Source organism: Alteromonas ulvae (assembly GCF_048987005.1).
In the GTDB taxonomy this organism is placed as follows: domain Bacteria; phylum Pseudomonadota; class Gammaproteobacteria; order Enterobacterales; family Alteromonadaceae; genus Alteromonas.
On the sequence record NZ_CP185261.1, the window covers coordinates 3,645,298 to 3,670,009 of the forward strand.

Annotated in this window: 24 protein-coding genes; 8 read left to right on the forward strand and 16 right to left on the reverse strand. The window is 43.5% G+C overall.

From position 1 onward, the window contains the following. Positions 1–76 precede the first annotated feature (76 nt). Positions 77–640: a uracil-DNA glycosylase family protein gene (locus tag ACOJR9_RS15800; RefSeq protein ID WP_420933873.1), complete on the forward strand. Its 564-nt coding sequence runs from the start codon at positions 77–79 to the stop codon at positions 638–640. Between the two features lie 52 nt (positions 641–692). Here the strand turns inward: ACOJR9_RS15800 and ACOJR9_RS15805 are convergent, their stop codons facing one another. Beyond that, a complete protein-coding gene (locus tag ACOJR9_RS15805) occupies positions 693–2,933 on the reverse strand; it encodes an EAL domain-containing protein (protein ID WP_420933874.1) in 2,241 nt (746 codons plus the stop codon). A gap of 131 nt (positions 2,934–3,064) precedes the next feature. On the opposite strand from ACOJR9_RS15805, the gene ACOJR9_RS15810 reads away from it, so the two are divergent. Further along, positions 3,065–3,973 carry a TIGR03899 family protein gene (locus ACOJR9_RS15810; RefSeq protein ID WP_420933875.1) on the forward strand — a complete coding sequence of 303 codons (909 nt, stop codon included), beginning with the start codon at positions 3,065–3,067 and terminating at the stop codon, positions 3,971–3,973. Positions 3,974–4,018: 45 nt separating this feature from the next. Here the strand turns inward: ACOJR9_RS15810 and ACOJR9_RS15815 are convergent, their stop codons facing one another. The 11 genes from ACOJR9_RS15815 to fghA form a co-directional block, all read right to left on the reverse strand. Then, a complete protein-coding gene (locus ACOJR9_RS15815; RefSeq protein WP_420933876.1) occupies positions 4,019–4,765 on the reverse strand; it encodes a phosphoadenylyl-sulfate reductase in 747 nt (248 codons plus the stop codon). Next, positions 4,755–6,476, reverse strand: coding sequence for an assimilatory sulfite reductase (NADPH) hemoprotein subunit (gene cysI / locus ACOJR9_RS15820; RefSeq protein ID WP_420933877.1), 1,722 nt, complete (start codon positions 6,474–6,476; stop codon positions 4,755–4,757). The genes ACOJR9_RS15815 and cysI overlap by 11 nt, the downstream gene beginning before the upstream one ends. Then, a complete protein-coding gene (locus tag ACOJR9_RS15825) occupies positions 6,476–8,311 on the reverse strand; it encodes an assimilatory sulfite reductase (NADPH) flavoprotein subunit (RefSeq protein WP_420933878.1) in 1,836 nt (611 codons plus the stop codon). Before ACOJR9_RS15825 ends, cysI begins: the two co-directional genes overlap by 1 nt. 165 nt (positions 8,312–8,476) lie before the next feature. Next, positions 8,477–9,232, reverse strand: coding sequence for a TIGR04219 family outer membrane beta-barrel protein (locus ACOJR9_RS15830; protein ID WP_420933879.1), 756 nt, complete (start codon positions 9,230–9,232; stop codon positions 8,477–8,479). A 3-nt stretch (positions 9,233–9,235) separates the two neighbouring features. Beyond that, positions 9,236–10,228, reverse strand: a complete 993-nt coding sequence (locus tag ACOJR9_RS15835) for a DUF2333 family protein (protein WP_420933880.1) — start codon at positions 10,226–10,228, stop codon at positions 9,236–9,238. Between the two features lie 155 nt (positions 10,229–10,383). Next, a complete protein-coding gene (locus tag ACOJR9_RS15840) occupies positions 10,384–10,746 on the reverse strand; it encodes a hypothetical protein (RefSeq protein ID WP_420933881.1) in 363 nt (120 codons plus the stop codon). Next, positions 10,746–10,946 (reverse strand): PspC domain-containing protein, encoded by a 201-nt coding sequence (locus tag ACOJR9_RS15845; protein WP_420933882.1) that lies wholly within the window; start codon positions 10,944–10,946, stop codon positions 10,746–10,748. The genes ACOJR9_RS15840 and ACOJR9_RS15845 overlap by 1 nt, the downstream gene beginning before the upstream one ends. 142 nt (positions 10,947–11,088) lie before the next feature. Continuing rightward, positions 11,089–11,757 carry a phage shock protein PspA gene (gene pspA, locus ACOJR9_RS15850; protein WP_420933883.1) on the reverse strand — a complete coding sequence of 223 codons (669 nt, stop codon included), beginning with the start codon at positions 11,755–11,757 and terminating at the stop codon, positions 11,089–11,091. Positions 11,758–12,462: 705 nt separating this feature from the next. Further along, complete coding sequence (locus ACOJR9_RS15855; RefSeq protein ID WP_420933884.1) at positions 12,463–12,771, reverse strand: hypothetical protein; 309 nt, start codon at positions 12,769–12,771, stop codon at positions 12,463–12,465. Positions 12,772–12,964: 193 nt separating this feature from the next. After that, complete coding sequence (gene dusA / locus ACOJR9_RS15860; protein WP_420936152.1) at positions 12,965–13,975, reverse strand: tRNA dihydrouridine(20/20a) synthase DusA; 1,011 nt, start codon at positions 13,973–13,975, stop codon at positions 12,965–12,967. A 299-nt stretch (positions 13,976–14,274) separates the two neighbouring features. After that, positions 14,275–15,117: an S-formylglutathione hydrolase gene (fghA, locus tag ACOJR9_RS15865; protein WP_420933885.1), complete on the reverse strand. Its 843-nt coding sequence runs from the start codon at positions 15,115–15,117 to the stop codon at positions 14,275–14,277. Between the two features lie 113 nt (positions 15,118–15,230). On the opposite strand from fghA, the gene ACOJR9_RS15870 reads away from it, so the two are divergent. From ACOJR9_RS15870 to ACOJR9_RS15880, 3 genes are read left to right on the forward strand one after another with little or no spacing between them, the layout of a single operon-like run. Beyond that, positions 15,231–16,145, forward strand: a complete 915-nt coding sequence (locus ACOJR9_RS15870; RefSeq protein WP_420933886.1) for an acyltransferase — start codon at positions 15,231–15,233, stop codon at positions 16,143–16,145. Further along, on the forward strand, positions 16,142–17,035 hold the full coding sequence (locus tag ACOJR9_RS15875; protein WP_420933887.1) for an acyltransferase: 894 nt from the start codon (positions 16,142–16,144) through the stop codon (positions 17,033–17,035). The genes ACOJR9_RS15870 and ACOJR9_RS15875 overlap by 4 nt, the downstream gene beginning before the upstream one ends. A gap of 3 nt (positions 17,036–17,038) precedes the next feature. Then, the gene (locus tag ACOJR9_RS15880) at positions 17,039–18,307 is read left to right on the forward strand and encodes a mechanosensitive ion channel family protein (RefSeq protein WP_420933888.1); all 1,269 of its coding nucleotides are present in this window, start codon (positions 17,039–17,041) and stop codon (positions 18,305–18,307) included. Positions 18,308–18,430: 123 nt separating this feature from the next. On the opposite strand, the gene ACOJR9_RS15885 is transcribed toward ACOJR9_RS15880, so the two are convergent. Then, positions 18,431–18,622, reverse strand: coding sequence for a hypothetical protein (locus ACOJR9_RS15885; RefSeq protein WP_334031780.1), 192 nt, complete (start codon positions 18,620–18,622; stop codon positions 18,431–18,433). 411 nt (positions 18,623–19,033) lie between these two features. Here ACOJR9_RS15885 and ACOJR9_RS15890 point away from each other — a divergent pair, with 411 nt between their 5' ends. Further along, a complete protein-coding gene (locus tag ACOJR9_RS15890; RefSeq protein ID WP_420933889.1) occupies positions 19,034–19,834 on the forward strand; it encodes a DUF2884 family protein in 801 nt (266 codons plus the stop codon). 328 nt (positions 19,835–20,162) lie between these two features. After that, entirely contained in the window at positions 20,163–20,990 is an 828-nt protein-coding gene (locus ACOJR9_RS15895; RefSeq protein WP_420933890.1) for an NAD-dependent epimerase/dehydratase family protein, read from the forward strand. Between the two features lie 194 nt (positions 20,991–21,184). On the opposite strand, the gene ACOJR9_RS15900 is transcribed toward ACOJR9_RS15895, so the two are convergent. From ACOJR9_RS15900 to ACOJR9_RS15910, 3 genes are all read right to left on the reverse strand, one after another. Then, positions 21,185–22,606, reverse strand: coding sequence for a sodium-dependent transporter (locus ACOJR9_RS15900; protein WP_420933891.1), 1,422 nt, complete (start codon positions 22,604–22,606; stop codon positions 21,185–21,187). Between the two features lie 215 nt (positions 22,607–22,821). Continuing rightward, entirely contained in the window at positions 22,822–23,547 is a 726-nt protein-coding gene (locus ACOJR9_RS15905) for an SDR family NAD(P)-dependent oxidoreductase (protein ID WP_420933892.1), read from the reverse strand. Next, on the reverse strand, positions 23,537–23,932 hold the full coding sequence (locus ACOJR9_RS15910; protein WP_420933893.1) for a thiol-disulfide oxidoreductase DCC family protein: 396 nt from the start codon (positions 23,930–23,932) through the stop codon (positions 23,537–23,539). The genes ACOJR9_RS15905 and ACOJR9_RS15910 overlap by 11 nt, the downstream gene beginning before the upstream one ends. 158 nt (positions 23,933–24,090) lie before the next feature. Here ACOJR9_RS15910 and msrA point away from each other — a divergent pair, with 158 nt between their 5' ends. Continuing rightward, positions 24,091–24,636 carry a peptide-methionine (S)-S-oxide reductase MsrA gene (gene msrA, locus ACOJR9_RS15915; protein WP_420933894.1) on the forward strand — a complete coding sequence of 182 codons (546 nt, stop codon included), beginning with the start codon at positions 24,091–24,093 and terminating at the stop codon, positions 24,634–24,636. Positions 24,637–24,712: the final 76 nt, after the last annotated feature.

Genomic DNA, 24,712 nt, shown 5'->3' on the forward strand with positions numbered 1-24,712 from the left:
CATTTACGGGAAGTAGTCAATCTGCATCATAGCTTTGTGACAGTAATATGACAAAGTGAAATATTTGGAGAAAAAGTTGGCTGAATTTGCACACTTAGTACACCGAGCCAAAACGTGTTCACTCTGCGCCAGTGAACTATCTCACCCGCCACGCCCAATTTTATCTTTAGCGGAACGCACAAAGGTGCTTATTATTAGTCAAGCGCCAGGGTTAACTGCTCACAAAAACTATATCCCTTTTATTGACCCTAGTGGTACACGCCTGCGACAGTGGTTGGGCGTGGATAAAGACACGTTTTACAAACCAGAACTGTTTTCTATTATGCCTATGGGGTTCTGTTTTCCGGGTTATAAGAATGGCGCAGATGCGCCACCTATGAAGATATGTGCCCCAACGTGGCATGAGTCTCTCCTTCATTTCGTAAAACCCGAACTTACCATATTAATAGGACGTTACGCGCAGCAATACTACCTACCACAATATAAAACGCTTACCGAAGCCATTAAAACAGAGCACGAGAACTGTATATCACTCCCCCATCCTTCTGGGCGAAATAACCGCTGGCTGGCAAAGAACCCGTGGTTTGAAACACAAACCGTGCCGACTTTACAAAAGACCGTCGCCACGTTAATTGCCTAGACTAATATGTGTCATTCCAACAATTTAACTCTCTGGCTTTACGTTCTTCGCTTTAGGGTTCATCCCTAGGTAATCTTGTGTTTTTTAGTAACTCAACTAACTGACTAAACGGCATTGGCTTGGCAAAGAAAAAACCTTGGGCTTCATCGCAGCCAAGTTTAATCATATAAATCGCTTGCTCCCGAGTTTCTACTCCCTCAGCAATGGTTAACAATCCGAGTTTATTACCTAAGGTCACGATAGTTTCTGCAAGCACTGCAGGGGATCCAGGTTGGATATCTTTTACAAAAGAGCGGTCTACTTTTAATCGGTCTAATGGAAGTTGCTGCAGATAACTCATTGAAGAAAAGCCTGTACCAAAATCATCGATTGCTATCTTTACGCCATAGTCTTTTAAAACGCGCAGTGCATCAATGACAATTTGTGGTTCATCCATAACCACACTCTCGGTAATCTCTAACTCGAGTAAACTTGGATCGCAATCAGCATCGGTCAGCGCATTTTTGACTTTATCAACAAAAAATCTGTCTCTAAATTGAGGAATAGAGATGTTTACCGCCACCCGCAGGTGCCCGTAACCAAGCTCTCTTAGCTGCTGAAGTCGTCGGCATGACTCTTCTAAAACCCACTCGCCAATATCAACAATGAGCCCAGAGTACTCAGCTAGCGGTACAAAAACGGCAGGTGAAATATACCCCCCATTTCCATCAGGCCAGCGCAGTAATCCCTCCATACCAACCACTTTATCGGTAAGTAAATCCACCTGCGGTTGAAACCATAGCTCTAGTTTTCGGGCTGCAAAATCGCTACGCAAACGTCGAATCATGTCTAGACGCCACGTTGTTTGGTCTTCAATATCTTTAGCGTAGTATTCAAAATTATCGGTAAGCTTTTTCTTTGCGCGGTTTAAGGCGATATTGGCTCGCCTAAGTAAATCGATGCCGATATTACGCTCATTATCAACTTTACACAGGCCCACTTTTACTTTGACTGGTAGCGCATGCTCATCAACCACAAAAGACGAATCAAACATTGCGTTGATTACTTCGGGACAAACATCACTCTCGGGGCCAATTATTCCAAAGACATCGGCCGCTAGCCTGCTGAGCCGTGTGGTGCTGGGCAAAGCTGACTGCATCCTTTCTGCAATAGCGCGAAGTAAGTCGTTACCGACTTCCTGTCCTAGCCCATCATTCACATCCGAAAAATGATTAACATCAACAAGCGCGACGCAGCAATTTTTGCTTGCAATATTTACTGGATTGTCCAGCATGTTGATAAATTGGTTGCGATTAGGAAGACGGGTTAACCAATCCCTGAAGGCGGCGTTGCGAAGCTCGTGGAATAAGTTAACGTTTTCATATCCAACAGAGATACTTGATAAAAATACTTCCAGTAAGTGTTTATCTAGTTCATTTATGCCATGGGTTTGTCTCATGTATACCGCAGCTTCAAAGCCCGCTCTACTTATGTATAAAACCGAACAAGATATATCAAATATATGTTGTTTTAATCGTAAGCAGCGATGCACATTTTCTGTTATTTCATCGTTATGGATGGTATCAACAGGCTGGTTGATAAACTCGGCATATTCTCCAGCCGCTCCAAGCACGTAAATATTTTCATCATCTAAGTCAAGCAGTGACCCTGCACGCGCACAAAGCAGCCCCTCCGACTCGAGACCAATCAGAGAGCTAATTTGTGTTACCACGCCCTCACAAAATGCTTTTACCGAGTGTTCTTCAAACAAATTTGCCGAGGATGCAATAATTTTTTCGAGGCCAATGCGACTTTGGCTAATGGTCATTATCTGCTGATAAGAACGAATGGAGGAGATAATCGTCGTGAGCAGTTTAGACCGAGTAAGCTCTGTTTTGGTTTTGTAATCGTTGATATCGTATAGCTTGATCACTTGCTCTTCAGGAGCAAAGCCTGGCTGACCAGTTCGCAGGATAATACGTGGCTCGTTTAACCCCATCTCTTCACGGATATACTTAACGACATCGAATCCGGCGTCGTCAGTTTCCATCACTACGTCAAGAAGAATAATGGCAATCGTGTTGCCATATTCATGAAGGCGCTCTTTCGCTTCTTTGGCAGAATGAGCATGGATGAAGTTCAACTTACGGTCGTTGACTATCAAATCAGATAACGCAAGGCGAGTTACCGTATGAATTTCGTCATCGTCATCGACAATAAGAATATTCCAATCTCTCCCTAGCTTTAGCTCAATATCCGTAGCGTCGTCATCTAAAAAGATAAGTTCGTCGTTTTCGTAATCCGTTGCCGACATAACCGCTTATTTCCCCAATTTAAATAAAACACAACTCTGTATCGCGTAACGATTACATTGATAAAACTGGCATGCAATGCAATAGTGACACTCTGTTACGTATTGTTACAAATGAATTTGCCATAACTTTTATGAAAATTACCCCACAGTTGCTAGCTCAAGAGGTAAAGACAACGTCCCCGCCTCTGCGTAGTAAAGAAGAGCCCGCTAATCCATCGACTCACACTAAAGAGTCTGCAAACAAAAATGCAGACATTGAGGTGAGTAGGCAGCGTATGCTGTCTTGGTTTTCTAGAGTAGGTATTACCCCGTCGGTGCTGTCATTAGATCTGAAAAAACAAGAACATGCCATTGAGCGGCGTAAAAAAATCCTTCAGATACAAAAAGCGAACAATCTAAAATCTATACTGAATATAGCACTAAATGTAACAATCAACGAACAAACAAGCGACAACCTTGATCCAGATTGGTTTTTTGCATTTAGCACATTAGCTGAAGAAATTTATAGCGCGCCAATGCAAGAGCTTTGGGGAAAAATTTTTGCGGTTGAAGTATCCAGGCCCGGTAGTTTTTCGCTGCGAAGTTTACAAACCCTGAAATCTCTCACCCATCGCGACGCCAAAGTGTTTATCAAAGCGGTTAACGTAGCGAGTAAACAAAATAATGACTCTGTGCCTCGTATCTTAGTGGGTTATCACAAGAGAAAGGGGTTGCTGTCGATTTTTAAGAAACCAGTGCCAGAACACATCAATCTCGCAAGCGTGGGATTAAGTTATCCGGATTTACTATCACTTCAAGAAATGAAACTAATTTACGCCAGTGAAATTGAAAGCGGTGAATACAGAGAAGGGCAACAAACCTCATGGCGATGCGTTAACGACACCTTTACACTGACGTGTAAAACTCAAGGCGTGGCGCTGGTTTATTATAAGTTTACGCCCGTTGGTAGTGAGTTGTTTAAGCTTGTGGGGAAAAATACGAACCCCCTTTATGTGCAACATATAAAAACGATTCTAAGCGAAGTATTTGACATTACATGACAGCTTGCCTCACAAGTGTGAGACACATGCAGTCAACCAGGTAAATTAAATACCATCACCGAATTCGTGCAATCCGCACTCTCTTTTAAGACCAAAAAAGCGTGTATCTTGCTCTTCCATGCCCTCTTGTAACGACTGTGTGGTATGCCAGTCGCCAATCGACACATAGCCTTGTTCCCAAAGCGGATGATAAGAAAGACTGTGCTCTTTTAAATAGTAGTGCAGATCTTTGTTGCTCCAATCTATGATGGGGTAGAGTTTAAACTGCCCTGATACTTTTTGAAGAACAGGCAACTTCCCTCGAGAATCAGACTGACTGCGACGCAAACCCGCAAACCAAGTACCGGCTTTCAACTCTTCTAACGCCCTTTGCATGGGCTCGACTTTATTGAGGGAATTGTAGGTTTCAATTCCCTCAATACCTTGCTCCCAGAGCCTTCCAAATCGAGCCTCTTGCCAAGCTGATGACATATTCGCTTGGTAAACGTGCAAATTAAGCTTGAGCTTCGCAACCAACTCATCAATAAATTGATAAGTCTCTGGAAACAAGTAGCCCGTGTCAGTTAACACAACAGGAATATCTGGCTTTGCTTGTGTCAGCATATGCAGCATTACCGCAGACTGAGCGCCGAAGCTTGAAGACACAATATGGGTATCAGGCAAATTATCAAAGGCCCACTCCACCCGTTGTTGTGCCGTCATCGCTTCGAGCGACCCGTTGATATCAGCAAGCTCTTCCTTGCTGATATCTAGCGATAATACCTGCTCTTTAACCGCCGTATTATTGCTCATAGAAATCACGCGCTGAATCAACTACCGGTTTAACAACGCCGGTACGAACAACAAAATCTCCAAACGCCTCGCCGTCTTCTCGATTGCTAGCCCACTGACCAAACAGCGTATCGAGCTCTGACATAATTTCTTGCTCGCTGATGTTTTCACGATACATACGAGGGATACGAGTTCCTTCGCGATCGCCACCTAAATGCAGGTTATACTTGCCAGGGCCTTTTCCTACCAACCCTACTTCAGAGAGCATGGCGCGACCACAACCATTCGGGCAGCCTGTAACACGGAAAATTACGCTATCATCGGCAAGGCCATGTTTCGCCAACAACCCTTCAAGTTCAGTAACAGCATCCGGTAAATAACGCTCAGCTTCTGCCATCGCTAGCGGGCAGGTTGGTAATGAAACACACGCCATTGAATCGAGACGCTGATTAGATACCGCAGGGGCAATTAATCCGTGCTCACGAGCCAATGCTTCTACTTTTTCCTTATCAGCTGGCGCAACGCCAGCAATCACCAGGTTTTGATTAGCCGTTAGCCTGAAATCGCCTTTATGAATTTTGGCAATTTCAGCACAACCTGTTTTTAAGGTCTTTCCGGGGTAATCTAAAATTCGACCGTTTTCTATGAACACGGTTAAATGGTATTTGCCGTCTATCCCTTCTACCCAGCCAAAGCGATCGCCACGTTCGGTAAATTCATACGGTCGACTCTCTTGAAACCTAACGTTTGCACGCTTTTCAACTTCAGCTTTAAAGTTATCTACACCAACTCGTTCGAGGGTGTATTTGGTTTTTGCATTCTTACGATTAACACGGTTGCCCCAGTCGCGCTGGACAGTGACTACCGCTGCTGCAATATCAAGGGTGTTTTCTAGCGGAATATAACCAAAGTCCGTGGCCTTACGAGGATATGTACTTTTATCTCCATGGGTCATCGCAAGACCACCACCGACTAATACGTTAAAGCCAACCAGCTTGCCGTCTTCTGCAATGGCAACAAAGTTCAAATCGTTCGCATGTACGTCAACGTCGTTTTGCGGTGGGATAACCACCGTGGTTTTAAACTTACGCGGAAGGTAGTTATCGCCAAGAATGGGTTCAACCGGCTTTTCTGTGGTTTCCACTTTTTCGCCATCTAACCAAATTTCAGCGTAAGCACGTGTTTTAGGAAGTAAGTGTTCGCTTATCTTTTTAGCCCACTCAAATGCTTCTACATGCAGTTCTGACTCTACAGGGTTAGAGGTACACAGTACGTTTCTGTTTACGTCACCTGCTGTCGCAATTGAGTCAATACCCGCTTTGTTGAGCATCTGGTGCATGGACTTAATTTTTGGCTTAAGCACACCGTGAAACTGAAAAGTCTGTCGCGTAGTTAAACGGATACTGCCGTACAACGTGTGGTCAGCGGCGAACTTGTCTATGGCTAGCCACTGGTCGGGCATAATTACGCCGCCAGGTAACCGCGCTCTCAGCATGACGTTTTGCAGCGGTTCGAGCTTTTGCTTCGCACGCTCTGCGCGAATATCTCTGTCATCCTGCTGATACATACCGTGGAAGCGAATTAACTGGAAGTTATCAGCCGTAAAGCCGCCTGTAAGGTCGTCTTTCAGGTCGGTTTCTATTGTGCCGCGAAGGTTATTACTTTCACGCTTTAATCTTTCGTTGTCGGCTAATTTGCCCTCAACAACGAATGGAGAGTTTTCATTACTCATTAATAGACATCCTTTTGATAACGTTTCGCTTTACGCAATTCAACCACGTATTTTTTCGCATCAGCTTCTGACTTGCCACCGTGCTCTTGCACAATCTTGATCAGCGCTTCTTCAACATCTTTCGCCATGTGCATAGCATCGCCACAAACGTAGAAATGAGCGCCTTGCTCTAACCATTCGAACACTTCTTTGCCGTTTTCGAGTAGTCGGTGCTGAACGTAAACCTTCTCTTCTTGATCCCGTGAGAACGCTAACGTTATTTTGTCTAGCAAACCTTCTTTTACATAACCTTGCCATTCAACTTGATACAAGAAGTCTTGGGTGAAATGCGGGTTACCGAAAAATAACCAGTTTTTGCCTTCTGCTTCTTGTACATCTCGCTCTTGCATAAACGACCTGAACGGTGCGATACCTGTTCCAGGACCCACCATGATAACCGGCGTATTAGGATCGGCAGGCAGGCGGAAGTTATCGTTGTTTTCAACAAATATCTCTACTTCACCGTTTTCCTCAAGGTATTCGCAAAGGTAACCCGATGCGCCGCCCTGGTGACGTTCTCCAAAAGCCTCATAATCAACGTGGGCTACCGTAAGGTGAACTTCGTCTTCGACATCGGCCTGGCTAGACGCAATTGAATAGAGTCGCGGAGTAAGAGGACGCAATGCGTCGACAAGTTGCTGCGCAGAAATACTGCCTACATGATCGCGAACAATATCAATAATTTGTCTGTCGGCCATGTAAGTACGAAGCTGTGCTTTGTCTTCCATCAGCGCCGCCAAACCTTCAGACCCCGTCGCAGACTGATAGGCCTTGATGAAATTAGGATAGCTAAGTGTTAACTCAAGCTTAGAGGTAAGCGCCTCTTTTAGCGTCATCGCACTTTCTGCCACCACGACCTCTGCGTTTTCATCAAGAGAAAGCAGTGTAATAAGGTCGTTAACCAACGAAGGGGCATTTTTAAACCATACGCCAAGGGCATCGCCTGGTTTGTAGGTAATCCCTGAGTCTTCAAGGCTAATTTCGATATGACGAATATCTTTAATCGAGTCTCTGCCAGTGATTTTTTGCGATTCAATCAACGAGGCAGTGTAAGGCGCTTTCTTTGTGTAAGTTTGCGCTGGGGCTCCCGCAACTGCAACACCGGTTTGCGCCGCTACAGCCGGAGCTGCAGAGACTGTAAAATCTTCTTTCAATGAGTCGATAAAGCTATTTAACCACGCCTCTGCTTCGGCTTCGTAATCTACGTCACAATCTAAGCGGTCGATAACCGCAGTTGCACCTAACTTAGACAAACGCTCGTCGAAGTCTTTGCCGGTTTGGCAGAAAAATTCGTAGCTACTATCTCCTAGGCTTACTACGCCGTACTTTGTATTCGCTAACTTCGGCGCTTTTTTACTTGCCACGTATTCATGCAGCTCAATGGCATCGTCTGGCGCATCGCCTTCGCCATGAGTACTAACGAACACGGCAACGTGAGTTTCGCTTTTGAGGTTGCGGGCTTTATAATCGGCCATGCTCACCAGCTTGCTGTTATACCCAGCACCTTCCGCTTTCGCTTGGCACTCGTGGGCTAACGCTTTGGCGTTACCAGTTTGAGAGCCGTACAAAATAGTAAGTGTGGGAGCATCCCCCGCTGACACAGATGCTGCTTGCAACGACGGCGCAACGGCCCCGCCCTGCGCAGCCGCCATACCCGCAGCATAACCACTCACCCAGGTGAGCTGATCACGATTTAGACCAGCAATAGCTTGCGTGATCGCATTCCACTGCTGTTCATTTACTACCGCGCCTGGCGCTGAATTTGACACTGTTGTTGAGTTAGAATCTTTTGACATAGTCTTATAGCCCTTTTTCGATGTCGCTAGGCTAACGGCTTTATTCGAGAAGAGAAAAGAATAAATGAGACTTTTTTATTACTGAATGTGCTTAAAAGCATTATTGAAATAAAAAAGGCGCTATCTGCATAGCAGAAGCGCCTTCATTAATACCTGTTACAAAGACTAGAAATGTAGCTCTAGCCCAGCAAATACGCCGTCAAACTCCATGTCGGCATAAACATCGTCTAAGTCTTCAATATCAACTGTGACGTTTCTGTAACCTAGTTGCACCGTCATGTCTATGGCAATACTTTCGATAAAAGAATAAGCAACAGCCACTTGATAATCACTTAACTCATGATCGTCAAAAGACAAATAGCTTCCCTCGGCGTATGCAGACAACCCTGTAAACGGTAAACCAACCTGAATTTTTGAGTAAGCCATTGGCACGATGCCTGAGAATTCTGCAGACCCTTGCGTAGCACTGGCTCTATCGTTTACCAACAATGCACCGTCGATGTATTTTGCATTAATACCTAAATCGAAACTTACCAAGTCGTTATCAAACAACTCGTAGTAAAGAATAAGATCGGTAGAGGTTAAATCAATATCGGTAGCCACTTCGCTGTTTGCCGTATAAAGCTGACCGTCAAAAGTAAAGCTAGAGTCGAGTGTTGTTACACCTGAATTGTCCAGTGTTGTTTGGTTTATCTTAACATTCGGTAAAAACGGAACCGGATGTTCTAGTGCGATATACACCGACGAATTGGTTTCATCGTCAAAACTAAAGTTTGCCGTATTATTGGTATCGGCAAAGCCACCTGACGTGTCGGTTTGCCATGCCTGAGCCCCAACATACACCCCAGCGATAGTATCAGCCTGTGAAGATACAGATACTAGTGCGCATCCGAGTGCGGCAACTAAAAGACTCTTTTTCATTCATTATCCTTGATTAAGAAGTTCAGATATTTCGATAAGTGCTGCATTGGCGCGAGAAATATAGTTAGCCATTACCAATGAATGATTAGCTAACATGCCAAAACCGCTTCCATTTAAAATCATTGGGCTAAACACTGACTGTTGTGTAGCTTCCAACTCTCGAATAATTTGCTGCATACTGACTAACGCATTTTTATCTTCAAGCACGTCGTAAAATTCTATTTCAACGGCCTTCAAGAAATGCAGTAATGCCCACGATGCACCGCGCGCTTCATAAAAGTTATCGTCTAACTTCCACCAGCTTGTTTTCACCACACTTTGATTTGCCACAGGTGTAGATTGGCGAGCGTTTCTATCGCCTGCCAAATCAGTATTGAGTCTAGCAGATCCAACGCTAGCACTTAACCTTTGCGAGTAACTTCCTAATCGTTTTTCTACTTGCTTTAACCACTCTCGTAAATTATCAGCACGGGTGTAAAACTGGCTATTGCTGTTTCGTGTGCTCGCTAACTCTTCTCTGTATTGCTTTAAAAGTGCAATACCATCGGCGTAACTCGACTCTGATGAGGGCAGTGCCCAGCTTTTATGATCCATATTAAACTTGGGGTGTGCCTTAGTTAAATAGGGGTTCTCCATTGATTGAGACTGAGAACGACTGAAGTCTTTTCGCATAGACAGAGCCAAATCGCGGACCATTTCCAGTGCCCCAAATTCCCACGCCGGCATATTATCAAGCAAAACACCGGGTGGAATGATGTCGTTAGACAAATAACCACCTGGCTTATCGAGCAGAGTTTCTGATACATCAATCATCGCGGTGGTAATTGTATAACCGGCAATTTGGGTTGGATTTTCTACAGTAGAGGATGTTTTCAAGCGGTCTTTAATATCAAAAGTATCTGGCGATAAGCTCCAGTACCATCCTATGAGCCAGAATATAATGACAAGTAGCACAGCGACAATCGCTATCCGTTTCGCGTTAATTGATTGTCTCATATAAACACCAACCTTCCTTATTTACACAAAACAGCCGACCTGAGTCAGCTGTTTGAATTTTTATAATGACGAGAGAAATACGCCCCCAAATATGGGACGTTCCCTATATGACCACTTTTTAGTACCTGAATACAACTTAATTCGATTTATGGTAACTATAACGTATGGTGCATATTGTGTTCATTTTTGTGCGCGTATGGCGCAGAATTACGCTTTTTCAGTGCATAAAGTGCAATCGCAATAAGGATGATTGGCCAAAAAGCACTTACACCTGCAAGCAACAGTGCAAATAATACCGCGCCAATGGCGAGAACGACAGTGCCCACTACGCTCAAGGCAACGACAAACCCCACAATAGCCAACACAATACCTATTACAGAAAACACCGCTATATTCTCCCAAGGACTCAGCAATTCATCAGACATGACCAAATGCATTCCTAATGCATCTTCAACCACGCTGCCGAGGCAATTCATCAGCACGATGGCAATAACTAACGCCAGTAAAAAATTTTTCATTACGCTAATCTCGGCAGTACAATTACTGCAGCAAAGTAGGCAAGCAAAGTAATAGCAGGCATGAAAATTAAGGCAGCCACTGCGCCCCCGCGTACCCAAACTGCGTCAATATTGAAATAACGCGCAACGCCTGCACACACGCCCGAAATAACACCTGAATCCAAATCTCTATAAATACGTTTTTGTGATGACAATTTCATGATTTTCTCCAACAATCTTTTATTTACTTAGCTTTTATTGAACTAGCTTGTGTGGCCTAAGCTTTTACCATTAATAGAACCTTGGCGACTGCGCCTAAACCAATAGGCGCTTGCTTAACGCTTAAGCTACTTCTATTAACGCCTAAGCTACTTTGTTTCTCTTAAGTTCCGCTAACTCTTGTTCAATCGACTCGTCCGCTTCTAATGCCTGAAATTCTGCCGATAGTGATGACGCTTCACCTGATTTAGTGAGGTCATATGCATCAACCTGCGCCTCAAGGTAATCAATACGCTGTTCGTAGTTTTCAAAACGAGACATGGCGTCATCAATTTTGTTGCCATGATCAGCCTGCTTCACTTTCAAGCGAGTTTCGGCAGAGTACTTGCGCTGAATGAGCACTTTTTGTTTCGCTTTGGCTTCTGCCATTTTGGTGTTGAGACGAGAAGTATCTTGCTGAATCTTCTCGATACTCTCAGCTAAATGAGATTCTTGTTCTTGCAATGACGATAACTTAGCCACGTATTTCTGCTTTTCCACTAAGGCAGCTTTTGCAAGAGACTCTTTGTCGTTATTCATTGCAAGCTGGGCTTTACCCTGCCAGCTAGCAATTTCTTTATCCGTGTTATCAATTTGACGCGCTAATGTTTTTTGTTGCGCAATGTATCGAGCTGCGTCAGTGCGTACTTCCACTAACGTTTCTTCCATCTCTTGAATAATAAGGCGAATGATTTTTTCAGGATCCTCTGCTTTGTCTAGCATTGCATTGATGTTGGCCTGAACAATATCGTTAATTCTTGAAAACATACCCATGATTATCTCTCCACTAAGATGTTGGCGAGTTACCAGCAGTTAACTATCAAGATTGATGCGACGCTGACTTCTCTATTTCGTTTTTGAAACTGCGGTTGGACTCTGTAATTAATTTGGGAACCATTCCACTTGTAATCACAAGGTCCTAACGCTTTACTCATGTAAGTATTACAATAGCCGTGCCAAACATTTAAATAATTGATAAACATGATTTTTATTAAAATTCACAGTTAATTACCATTTCCAAAAATAACCATAAAACGATAATTTAGTCTTTTTCACCACTCACTTTGTTAATTTCGCCACAGCCTGTTAAGTACTGTTCTGTGCTCCTAGATTTGAAGTAAGTAGTAAAAAATAAACCTGTGTATGTGAACTCAATGGAGAACGAAGGTAAGTTGTAGATAATCAGCGATTCGACATAGCTAATAAGTTAATGCGTTAATGCAGCGTGTTGTGTGAAAAGGCCGAAGAAAAGTGCCTGGTAAAGGTATTAGTTGTGGTTTTGGGTATAGGGTGTGGGTGAGAGTATGGTTTAAGGTGTGAGTGGCCGGCGCTGATATCGCATACATGGTGTGGGTACGGATATTTATTGTGTTCAGTTTATTGCTCCCTTGAGGGCAAATCTTTAGGCACTAAAGCAAAAACGAAAAAAGCGCCAATAGGCGCTTTCTAAGAATTCACATCTTTTATCGTTACCCGTGATTATTCCGCATCGTTTTCATCGCTAACTTTTTCGAAAGTATCGGTAACGTCGGATTCTTTCATGGTCGACGCAATGTCGGTAACGCTTACGCTACCTGTGCTCTTCGTATTTGCACCGTCTAATTCAAAATGGTATGACGTATTTGCCACTGACTGATATACATCAGCAGATAGCTCGTTTGCCGTTATCGACACTGCGGTAGTTACCATGTTTTGTAGCAAAGAGTTGAGTACAGATTCTTGTGCGTTTGCTACACCGCTTACCATGCTTGCTGAAAGTAAAGTTGCTGCGATTAGTGAAGTTTTCATAATTTCCCTCGAAAGTCTTGTCAGTACAACAACACGTTGTCGTTGTGATATAAGACATATAGCGAGAGATGTGCCAATTTCTTAAACAACCCTTAAGCAACTGAATTTTAAAATTAAAATAAAAATTAAACGTTAAGCTGGCCGAAGAATCATATTGAGCAAATATTAAACTTTAGTCAAAGGCACTAACCTGTTAGCTTTTTTGACCACTGCTTTGGCTATCTCTTTGACTATTGTATTCGTCCAATTCTCGTTGTGCTGCTTCGACGGCACTCAACGCATTCATGAGCAAATCAGGATCTGGAGATTTTCCGGTGCCGTTTTGACTTAAATACCGGCGCCAAATTCGGCCACCAGCTTGCCCTTGAAATAGCCCAAGCATATGGCGCGCTACGTGCCACGGTTTGAAGTACGCATCTTCTTTGCGCTCAATGTGGCTCTCAATATACTGCTGCATTTTTAGCACCGACTCGCGGCGTGAAATACTTTTTGCCTGTGCATCACCAAATATTTCAGTATCGACGTTAGCCATAATATACGGGTTTGCATACACTTCCCGGCCAATCATTACACCATCTACACTTTCCAACTGTGTTTTGGTATCGGCTAAGGTTTTTACACCGCCATTAATGCTGATTGATAATTCAGGGTGGGTTTCTTTTATGCGATGGACCCGCGGATAATTTAACGGCGGAATTTCACGATTTTCTTTCGGGCTTAACCCCTTAAGCCATGCTTTTCTTGCATGAACAATAAAAGTATCGCAACCAGCCCCTGCCACAATATCGATAAAGCGCGTAAAATCTTCGTCCTCATCCATATCATCAATACCAATACGACACTTTACCGTTACCGGAATATCGACCTCGGCCTGCATGGCCTTTACACAATCGGCCACCACATCCGGCTGCGCCATCAAACACGCACCAAAGCTGCCGTTTTTTACTCTGTCACTTGGGCACCCAACATTAATATTCACCTCGTCGTACCCACGCTCTTGTGCCAACACCGCGCATCGTGCCATGTCAGTTGGATCGCTCCCGCCAAGCTGCAGCGCGACAGGATGCTCTTCAGTATTAAAACCTAGGTAGTCTCCCTTCCCAAAGATAATAGCCCCCGTCGTTACCATTTCGGTATACAGCAGAGTGTGCTTTGAGAACAACCGTAAGAAATAGCGACAGTGTCTGTCTGTCCAATCCAGCATTGGAGCGACAGAGAACTTACGGTTCAATGGAGTGATTGACAAAACAGGCACCTTAACAAATTAAATAGCAAAACCGATGAGTCACAAACTATCTCGCCCTTCTCTCATAATATTGATAACGGATTTCGCACTGAGATTTCATCATGAAAGAGAGCGAAAGATGGCAACAATATGTAAAGCGAGTCGACAAGCAGTAACCACATTTGAGGCCGCATTATAGAGTAATTTACTGACGTAGATAAGTTGGGAGTGAAAAAATAACAAGACGCCGGAGAAAAGCCGACGCCTTTTAAGTAGCTTCAGATTAAGCCTAAGTGGCCCGCATGAAACTCAAGGTGATCTTCAATGAAGGACGCAATAAAGAAATAACTGTGGTCGTACCCATCGTGCATATTAAGCGTAAGCTGTGTGTCAGATTGCTGAGCACCGTGCACTAACGCTTGGGGCTTAAGCTGCTCCTGCATGAACTCATCGCTTGTCCCTTGCTCTACTAGCAAGGGAATACTGTGGGTCTTACTTGCTAGCAACAAGGCTGAGTCATATGCTTTCCACTGCTCGGTATCATCACCGAGATAATGGCTAAACGCTTTTTTACCCCATTCGCACTCAGTAGGATTTGCCACAGGGCTAAATGCTGACACAGACACAAACCGATTAGGATTTCGCATACCAATAACAAGGGCGCCATGCCCGCCCATTGAATGACCGCTAAGTGCACGCTCTTTCGTTACCGGAAAATGACTCTCTACCAGCGCTGGAAGCTCATCGGTAATGTAAGAATACATGTTGTAGTGTTTGTCCCACGGGGCTTGTGTGGCGTCGAGATAAAAGCCAGCGCCTAGTCCAAAATCATAGGAACCATTTTCATCGTCGGGAACGCCTTCTCCGCGAGGAGAAGTATCTGGCGCGACAATTGCCATACCGAGCTCACTCGCCAACTTCATAGCGCCCGCTTTTTGCATAAAATTCTGATCAGTACAGGTTAGCCCCGATAGCCAATACAGCACTGGTACTGGTTTTTCTTTACTGGCGAATGGCGGTAAAAATATGGCGAACGTCATTTCGCAGTTCGTAGATTCTGACGGATGACTATAACGAAGGTGGGTGCCTCCAAATGCTCTGTTTTCGCTGATAAGCTTCATTACCGCTCCTTTATTCATGATTTCTGTACCTTTATTAACGAATCAGTAAAGGCTCTATCGGATTTTAGATCAAGTTCGTTTACACTAAGCGCCTAAATTTTGAGGTAAGTACAATGGTTAAAGCACTATTGCATCATATTGTCGGCACGATTTCTGTTATTTTCTATTTTGTCAACACGGTAATTTGGGCTACCCCTATTATCGTATTATCGGTATTTAAACTTATCCCTGTGGCGCAGTGGCGACGCTTTATCTCGTATCTTCTCGATACCTGTGCAACAGCGTGGATTGGCGTCAATAACATTAACCAGCGTATAAGCAGTGGCACTACCTTTCACGTAAAAGGTCTAGAGCAACTTACCCGTAACGACTGGTATTTAGTGACTGCGAATCACCAGTCGTGGGTAGATATTCTTGTTCTTCAACGGATTTTCAACCGCAAAATTCCATTTTTAAAGTTTTTCCTCAAAAAAGAACTTATTTACGTGCCTATTTTAGGCTTGGCATGGTGGGCTCTCGATTTTCCGTTTATGCGCAGATATTCAAAGTCATTTTTGGCTAAGCATCCTCACTTAAAAGGTAAGGACATGGAAACTACTCGAAAAGCCTGCGAGAAGTTTAGGTCTAAGCCTGTAAGTATTATGAATTTTGTGGAAGGCACTCGTTTCACCCATTCAAAACACGAAATACAGGCATCGCCGTTTACGCATTTATTAAAGCCAAAGGCCGGCGGCGTTGCATTTGTACTTTCGGCTATGGGAGAGCAACTGCACAAACTCATTGATGTCACTATCGACTATCCTGGTGGCGTGCCCACATTTTGGGATTTTGTGAGCGGTAGAGTGCGCGATATACGTGTGAATATTAGCGTTATGCCTATTCAAGAAATTATGGACAGCGGCATATTCCAAGACACTTACTTTGACGATCCTCAGGTTCGAGTCCGTTTTCAAGCGTGGCTTAATGAACGCTGGCAAGCAAAAGACAACCTGTTAGAAGAATTAAACGCAACGCAGAAGCCTTTATGATACGTAACATTCTCGCTCCCATTACCTTTGTAATTCACATCACCCTGCAATTACTCAACTTAGCCTTTTGGGGTGGCTTAATCATTTTATTAGGGCTGGTAAAACTTCTACTGCCTAATGGCAAGGTTAGAACACTCTGGAATAGTGTGATGCACGGCCTAATGTTTAGTTTTGGTCGTATTAGCGTATTGCTTATCCGCCTTTTCAATAACATCGATATTGAATATGCGGTACATGGCGAACTCGCGAAAGACAGATGGTATTTAATCATTGCTAACCACCTAAGCTACCTCGATATAATTTTGCTTATTGAATTTGCCACCAATCGTATTCCAGCCCCCAAGTTCTTTTTGAAAAAAGAATTGATATGGCTACCCTTTGTGGGTTTAGGGGCATGGGCGTTAGATATGCCTTTTATGCGCCGATATACTCGCGCGTATATTGAGAAGAACCCGCACAAGAAAGGTAAAGATTTAGAGACAACCAAAGCCTACTGTGAAAAATTTAGAACCGTACCTACCACCGTTATCAACTTTGTCGAAGGCACTCGATTTACACCACAGAAGCATGCGTTAAAGAAAAGCCCCTATACACATTTATTGCCAGCCAAAGCAGGTGGTGTTTCTTTTACTTTAGCCGCCATGGGTGAATTATTTACTAACGTTTTAGATATTTCTCTGCTATACCCACACAATAAAAAGCATCCCATGATGGCCATGCTGTGCGGCACCATGACGAAGATTGTCATTGACGTCAACGTCGTGTCAGTTCCAGAGTTGCAACAGCACTCAACGCGTAATGAATCAGAATTTCGTCTTTATTTCCAAAATTGGTTAAACGACCTATGGAAGAATAAAGACTCACGTATCAAAAACCTTTTGGAGTCTTGATCGATGGAAGTGACTACCTCTGTTCGCGATACTTTTGTACATTTAGTACACGATATTCTTCCTAACCTCACAACGGGCGAACCACTTTATAACGTACTTGCAGGTGGCTGCATTCTACTATCCGCTGTGGTTATCTACGTTTTTGCTCGCTTGTTAATCAGGCCGCAAATAGCGCGCTTAGTATATAGATCGAACAATGTTTGGGATAACGCACTGCAGGAATATGGCTTTTTCAGACGTTTGATGCACTTGTTTCCAGCACTATTTATTTACGTAACCACGCCGTTACTTATTGACGAAGAGGCTGTTCTTTTCGGCCTAATGGTGAAAAGTTCTCAGCTTTACATGCTATACAGTGGACTTCTCGCGCTTTATGCCCTTTTGAGCACCGTGGAGTATGTATATAACTCCTCAGCACTTGCGAAACGTGCGCCGATTACAGGCTTTATTCAGGTAACAAAGCTTGGATTTGCCATCGTCACCATACTGCTTTGTATATCGCTAATTGTAGACAGAAGCCCTTTACTTATTGTATCGGGCCTAACCGCTATTGCCGCCGTACTTCTTTTAATATTCAGAGATACCATTTTGGGTTTTGTCGCCGGAATTCAAATTGCCGCAAACCGCATGTTTAACACTGGCGATTGGATCACGATGCCAAAGTATGAAGTGGACGGGGAAATAAAAGAAATAGGACTCACCAACGTCAAGGTTCAAAATTGGGATAAAACTATCTCTACCTTACCCACTTACAGCTTAACCACTGAAGCGGTAAAAAACTGGCGTGGTATGCAAGAGTCCGGCGGACGCAGAATTAAACGCGCTATCCACTTAGATGTGCATTCAATAAAGCTTTGCGACAATGAGATGCTGGAGCGTTTTTCCAAAATTCGCTATATCAACGACTATATTGAGAAAAAGAAGAACGAACTTCAGGCTTACCATAGAGATTACTCGATTGATGAATCTGACCTTCTCAACAGTAGACGGTTAACAAATATCGGAACGTTTCGCGCGTATTTGGAGGCGTACTTAAGGAAGCACCCTCACATTCATCAGGAGCTTACGTTGATGGTAAGACAGCTGCCACCTACCGAGCTTGGTTTACCGTTGGAAATATATTGCTTCAGCGCTAAACAAGATTGGGTGGATTACGAGAAAATTCAGGCCGACATTTTCGATCATGTTATGGCTATGCTAGCGCCTTTCGACTTACGAGCATACCAACGAGATAGCTATTTAGGCTCACTAGTGAATAGAGGCTCAGAGTAACTGAACGCTTGATAAAAGTTTGCACTAGTGTAATTCCAAAGAGTATTTTTGAGATAAAGACAAATTTGAAAGATAAAAAAACCGGCATAATGCCGGTTTTTTATGTACATTATGTACATATTGTTAGGCTAGTGCGTAACTCATCAAAAAGAAGATGACCAAACCAGTAACGCCGAAAAAACCGTACTCTACTTTTTCTTGCATACCTTCAGCACCCGCTTTCGCTGTAGTAAAGCCCATAATGATGCTGCTAAGCCCAAGCGTAAAGGCAATTAGCGCAACACCGAACATAATTGCATTAGTCCAATCAGCCATTGTGTTAACCCCTTAAATTAATTGACCATATTATGCATTAATTAAACCCTATTGAACATATTACAGCAGGGTTTAATTTTATACTTTGTCCACAATATTGAATGAAAATTGATCTTAGTCAAAACAGCTATTTTATTATTATTTTGGCCAAAAAATTAGCGAGCACGTAAAACTCTAAAAACATTAAGCATATAAACCATTGAAACTATGAGTTTTAAATAAATGGCATCAGCATTGCTAAGTCAATAACTATCAACAAAGGTAAGTAGAGTTAAGACGAGACAACGCGAGAGATATAAAAGACTAGATGGTAGTTTGATTCGCTATCGCATCTACGATTTATCTCAATATAGCGTTTTGCTCACCCTTACACAGTTTAATTTTCGTTACGTCACGATTAGGGAATTTACAATGTCGAACACGTTTTTACTTTCAGCTGCTGTTGCCACAGCATTAATGACTGGCCAAGCTATTGCTCATGATAATAGTTGTGATATCGAGCTAGATGGTCAGATTAAGTACTATCAGGGCAATCTCACTGTGGACATGGAAAATGGGTCAACACTCACCATCAATCCAAACCGGGACCTGTCAATAAACGGCGAGTCAGTGGCGCTTAATAAAGAGCAGCAAGTTTACGTAAACGACTATTACAACAGTATCGACACTGCTATTCCCATGACGTTAACTATTGCCAGTGAAGGATTAGAGGTTGCCAGTGTAGCGGTAACCGAAGTATTTGGTGAGTTGCTTGGTAGCGACAGCGGCCTAGACAGTGATTTTCAAGCACTCTTCGATTCTCTCGATCAGAAGCTTGCTCGTTCGTTTTATGATGATGCTGGCAACATACGTATCGACTCAACACAGTTTGATGAGCCTGGTTGGTTTGACGAAAGCTGGGAAGCAGAGTTTGAAGCACAGATAGAGTCTCTAGTTAGTGAATCCATGGGCCGTATTCTTATCGCCCTTGGTACACAGATGCTGTGGGAAGGAGGCGATATGTCTGAGTTTGAACAAAAAATGGAACGGTTTGGAGAAGACTTGGAATATCGCTTAGAAGCAAAAGCCATCTCTTTAGAGGAAAAAGGTGAAGCGCTGTGCAACGAACTTAAAAAAGCTGATTATGCAGAGTCTAAGATGCAAAGTTCGATTGCCGGTCTTGATAAGCTAAACCTTATTGAATTAACAGGCCACAGTAAGCTGGAAATGTAAGCGTGGACGTCACCTTTTTCTAAGTTTGTATGCCATAGTCAAACATAGGTAACATCTCTCCTGATACGGGGAGTTAGTGAAATAGCTATAGCACTCACCGACAAAGCCGAACGTATAAGACATAGGTTCGGCTTTTTTGCTTTAACGCCAATAGGTTTAAACGCTACGCGCATGGAGTAAGTCGTTCTTTGCCTGATATACTAATAGCCTAGATATACAGATACTGCATAGACTGTAGGGCCTGAGCACATTAGCTTGGGCACTTTAGTTTAAGTGCTAGGGCTAAAATATAAACATCTTAATTATAGGCATGAAGGACGCGTAACAAATGCAGAAAAAAATAGTGATTACCGGTTACGGCTGGATGGCAGGTTATTTAGGCAATGCGTTAGTAAGCAGCGATAGTCCTATAGACGCACGTGTGGTGGGCACTACCAGAAGTGACGACAAGCTTGTGCAAATGTCTAAGCACAATATTACAGGTATTAAGTTTGCACTTGGCGATGACACTTCACAATTATGCCAACATATGCAGGATGCAACCTTCATTATTAATATTCCACCGGGTAGACGTAACACTCAGCTAGACGGTTTCACTCAGCACGTTATTGGCCTCATTAACGATGCGGTTGCGGCAAACGTAGCGCATATTATTTTTGTGAGCACCACGTCGGTGTATGGTGACAGTACTAACGAAATCCTCACTGAAACCAGTGCCCCTGCCCCTGAAACTGCATCGGCAAAAGCTCACGTAGCCATTGAAGAACATCTTGCCTCGTTGTCATCTGAAGTGAATTACACCGTGCTTCGCTTGGCAGGCTTAGTAGGCCCAGACCGTCACCCCGCGCGCTCACTGAGCGGCCGTGAGTTGCCCGCAGGTAATAAGCGAATCAACCTAGTGCACATTGCCGATGTTGTTAGGGGATTGCTTGCAGTTATTGAAACGCCCCTGCACAATTCCACGCTACATTTGTGCAGCGCACTTCACCCTAAACGCGGTGAGTACTATTCTCGCGCTGCATCAGCATTAAACCTGCCTCTGCCACTATTTTCTGATACTGAATCTGAGGCAGTGGGCAAGGTAATAGACGCAAGTGCAAGCTGGCAGGCGCTTAATATTACACCAGCCTATGCAAACCCAGACGATATGTATTGATGAAGCACTGGCGTTTAATACGACTGTGTCGTCCTAAAAACTGTCAACGTATTTTCAGGACGGGACCGACAAATTTAAAAAGAGGGTAGCAACTGCTACCCTCTTTTTTTGATGTTGATTTTATTTTTTAACCGGCTTACCCGCTAAAGCGTTGACACTTTTGAGGGCGTAAAGGTATGGATAACCTGTGGCGTTTAACCGAACAGACTAAAATTAAAGTACTTCACCGCTACCGTGTTAACAAAAATAACGAGCAAAATAACCGGAATGAAGGTTTTCAGTGAAATGTCGACGTATTTCTCCAACCAACTTCCGCTGTAGTTATCGCTGCCTTCTTCTAGCGAAGCATTGAAATTTGCAGTCTTCCAACGATAGGTAACGAATAAGCAAATCAGCAGCCCGTTAAGCGGCAATATGGTTTCGTAGAAGACATCAATAATCACATCAAAAAACGATTTATCGGCACCGGCGTAACTTACAAACGTTGTCAGCACGTCGATTTTTCCGAACGAAAGCGCGCTCAATATGGCCAACACAATCATGATGCTGCCTAACGACGTTAGCGCCCATTTACGACTTACCCCTTTCTCATCCATTAATGCAGCAACGGGTACTTCAAAGATGGAGACCAATGAGGTAATTGCAGCAAAAAACACTAACAAGAAGAATAAACTGGCCACTACAGATGCGCCTAAATAACCGATAGACTCTTGTAATGCCAAGAAAATGCTCGGTAAATAAGTAAATATCATGCCTACCGACGATTCACTTAAGTCTGCTGGGTTTATCTCTGGGTTGAAAGAGAATATAGCAGGTAAAATCATTAAGCCTGCGGTAAATGCAACAGCGGTATCCATCAAAGCAACAAGTTTTGCAGAATTAGGTACGTCTGCTTTTTTGTCTATGTAACTACCATAGGTAATGAGAATACCCATACCTAGTGATAGTGAGAAAAAGGCTTGTGCCAACGCGCCGTTTATCACCGATGCGCTTAATTTTGAAAAGTCAGGCACAATGTAAAACTTAACGCCTGCCATCGCATTGTCTTGAGTGAGTACAAAAATAACTAAGGCAATGAGCATGACAAACAGCGCTGGCATCAACAGCTTCGCCGCTTTTTCAATCCCCTCTTTAACGCCACCTTGCAATATTAAATAAACCACGCCAACAACCACCGCCATATACGCAAAAATAGATGGCGAATTGATGAATATTCCAAACGTGTCGGGGTTAGCTAACTTATCTAGGTTGCCGCTAACGGCTTCAAATAAATAACCGAATATCCACACGGTGATGACCATGTAGAAAACAGCAATCATAAATGGGGTAGCTATAGCTAGCCACCCGGCAAGTTTCCACTTTGGACTGTTATTGCTAATTGCGCTGTAGGCGCCCAATGGATCTTTTTTAGCATGACGACCCACCGACATTTCAGCCATCATCACAGGTAGGCAAATGGCAAAAACGAATATGGCATACATTAATAAAAATGCGCCGCCACCGTTTTTTGCTGCCCCAACTGGAAAGCCAACCAAATTACCAATACCGACTGCAGAGCCTGCAGCTGCCAAAATAAAACCTATGCGCGATCCGAACTGTTCTCTGGCCCCGCTCATATCCCTTCCTCTTGTTGAGTTATTGTTATGTTTATCAGGATGGTATGTTTTGAAATGACTCCCAACGGCATCAACGCCCTGTAGCACAGACCCTTAAAGCTTATTGTAGACTCTTAAGGTCAATCAATACGCTGCACCATACCCAAGAAAGTATGGTAACAGCAGTGTAATAAAAAGTCTTGATGTTGGACTCAAGGAAATAGTAACAAAGCGTATTACCAAGTTACCACTTCACCGTCCCAGTCTATAAAATGGCAAGGTTGGTCGCGATCTAGCTTCGATACGTGGGTAAATAGCTGATCGGCAGTAAAAGCTGGGGTGAACAGTTTCTTCTCTGCCACGTTTTTCTGAAATGGTTTTGACAACTCGGTGTCTACTGTACCGGGGTGATAACACACCAGCATGGCATTTTTCACTCGACGCTTGTATTCAATAGACGCGGTTTTAACCAGCATATTAAGTGCAGCCTTAGAAGCACGATATCCATACCAGCCACCGAATCCATTGTCGGATATGCTGCCAACCCGAGCGCTTAAGCAAACGACAGTAGCATGACTTTTATCCATTACATTCACAAGGTGCTTTAGCCACAGAGCAGGAATAATTGAATTCACGGCAAAATAGGAAGCCAGTGCATTTTCGCTCATATCTTCTAAACGCTTCTCAGGGTTTACTCCTAAGTCGTCGTCTTTTAATACGCCTGTTGTCACAACTACATTATTAAGTTTAATGCCTTGGCTTTTCAATTCCTCCACAAAAGCAGAAATGCTAGCTTCGTCATGCTCGGCAATTGCTTTTGCGGTGACAGTGTCAGGCCAATTACTGTCGACAAAACCACTTCGGCTTACCGCAATAACCTCATCGCCATTGTCTGCAAATCGACTAACCAGCGCATTACCGATGCCGCCTGAGGCACCAATTATGAGTGTTTTACTTGTCATTGGGCTCTCCTGGTATACAGCGCTCGCAGCTGCGCTTTTTGCCTGTTAATAAATAAGAAATTGTGTATCTGTGTTTAGCAAAAATGTTGTAAAAACCGTCGGCAATAATACGAATGCCAGGCCAACGCAAAGGCGCATAAAGCCAACCAACGCCTACTGCTTTCCACGCTTCATGGGTAACATCTAAGCCAGTTATCAAGGTTCCATCCTCTCGAAGTGCATGAATTCTTGCGTTCAGGGCATGCCAGTCTAACGTGGGATAACGTTCACTAAAGTCTGGCTCTTGTATGTCAATAAGCGTCAATCGATTGTGTTTGTCTCGCTTTCTGAGGTGTTTCATTTCAGTCATGCACAGCGGACAATAACCATCATAAAAAATAATCACTACAAAACCTCAAGTTGGTTGAAAACGTACTAAGCAGCACGAAGCGTGTGTTTTTTGTATTTAATATTCGTATATACGCTAAAAAAACATGCTTGGATGACTTGAGTTAGACGTAGCTGGAGCCCACACTAAGGGTATTAAAAATAAGAGGTTTAATCATGGCAAATTTACAGGTCGCTACACTGGCAGGCGGATGTTTCTGGTGTATAGAGTCAGCATACAATACCGTTGAAGGCGTTGAAAAAGCGATATCAGGATATGCAGGCGGCGATGATCCTTCACCTACGTATGAGTCGGTCTGCGGAGGCAACACCGGCCATGCCGAGGTAGTACAAGTCACCTTCGATGCAGACGCAATTAGCTATCGCGAAATATTAGAAATCTTCTTTGCATTGCACGATCCAACTCAGCTTAACCGTCAAGGTAATGATGTGGGTACTCAGTATAGAAGTGCTATTTTCTATCACAACGACGCGCAGAAAGAAGAAGCAGAAAAAATAATTGCCGAAATTACCGCTGAGGAAATTTGGCCTAATCCGGTGGTCACTGAGATAGTTGAGGTTAACAACTACCACGCGGCAGAAGATTATCATCAAGATTACTTCAAAAACAATCCGCAAAATCAATATTGTTCGATGGTGGTTGCACCCAAATTAGCGAAATTTAAAAAGACGTTTGCATCAAGACTTCGTCCAAGTATTTAATAAAATGGGCGTTTACATAATGTAGATGAGTCAAAACGCCCGCGCTTAACTGATAAAAGGGGTAGTAACTGCCCCT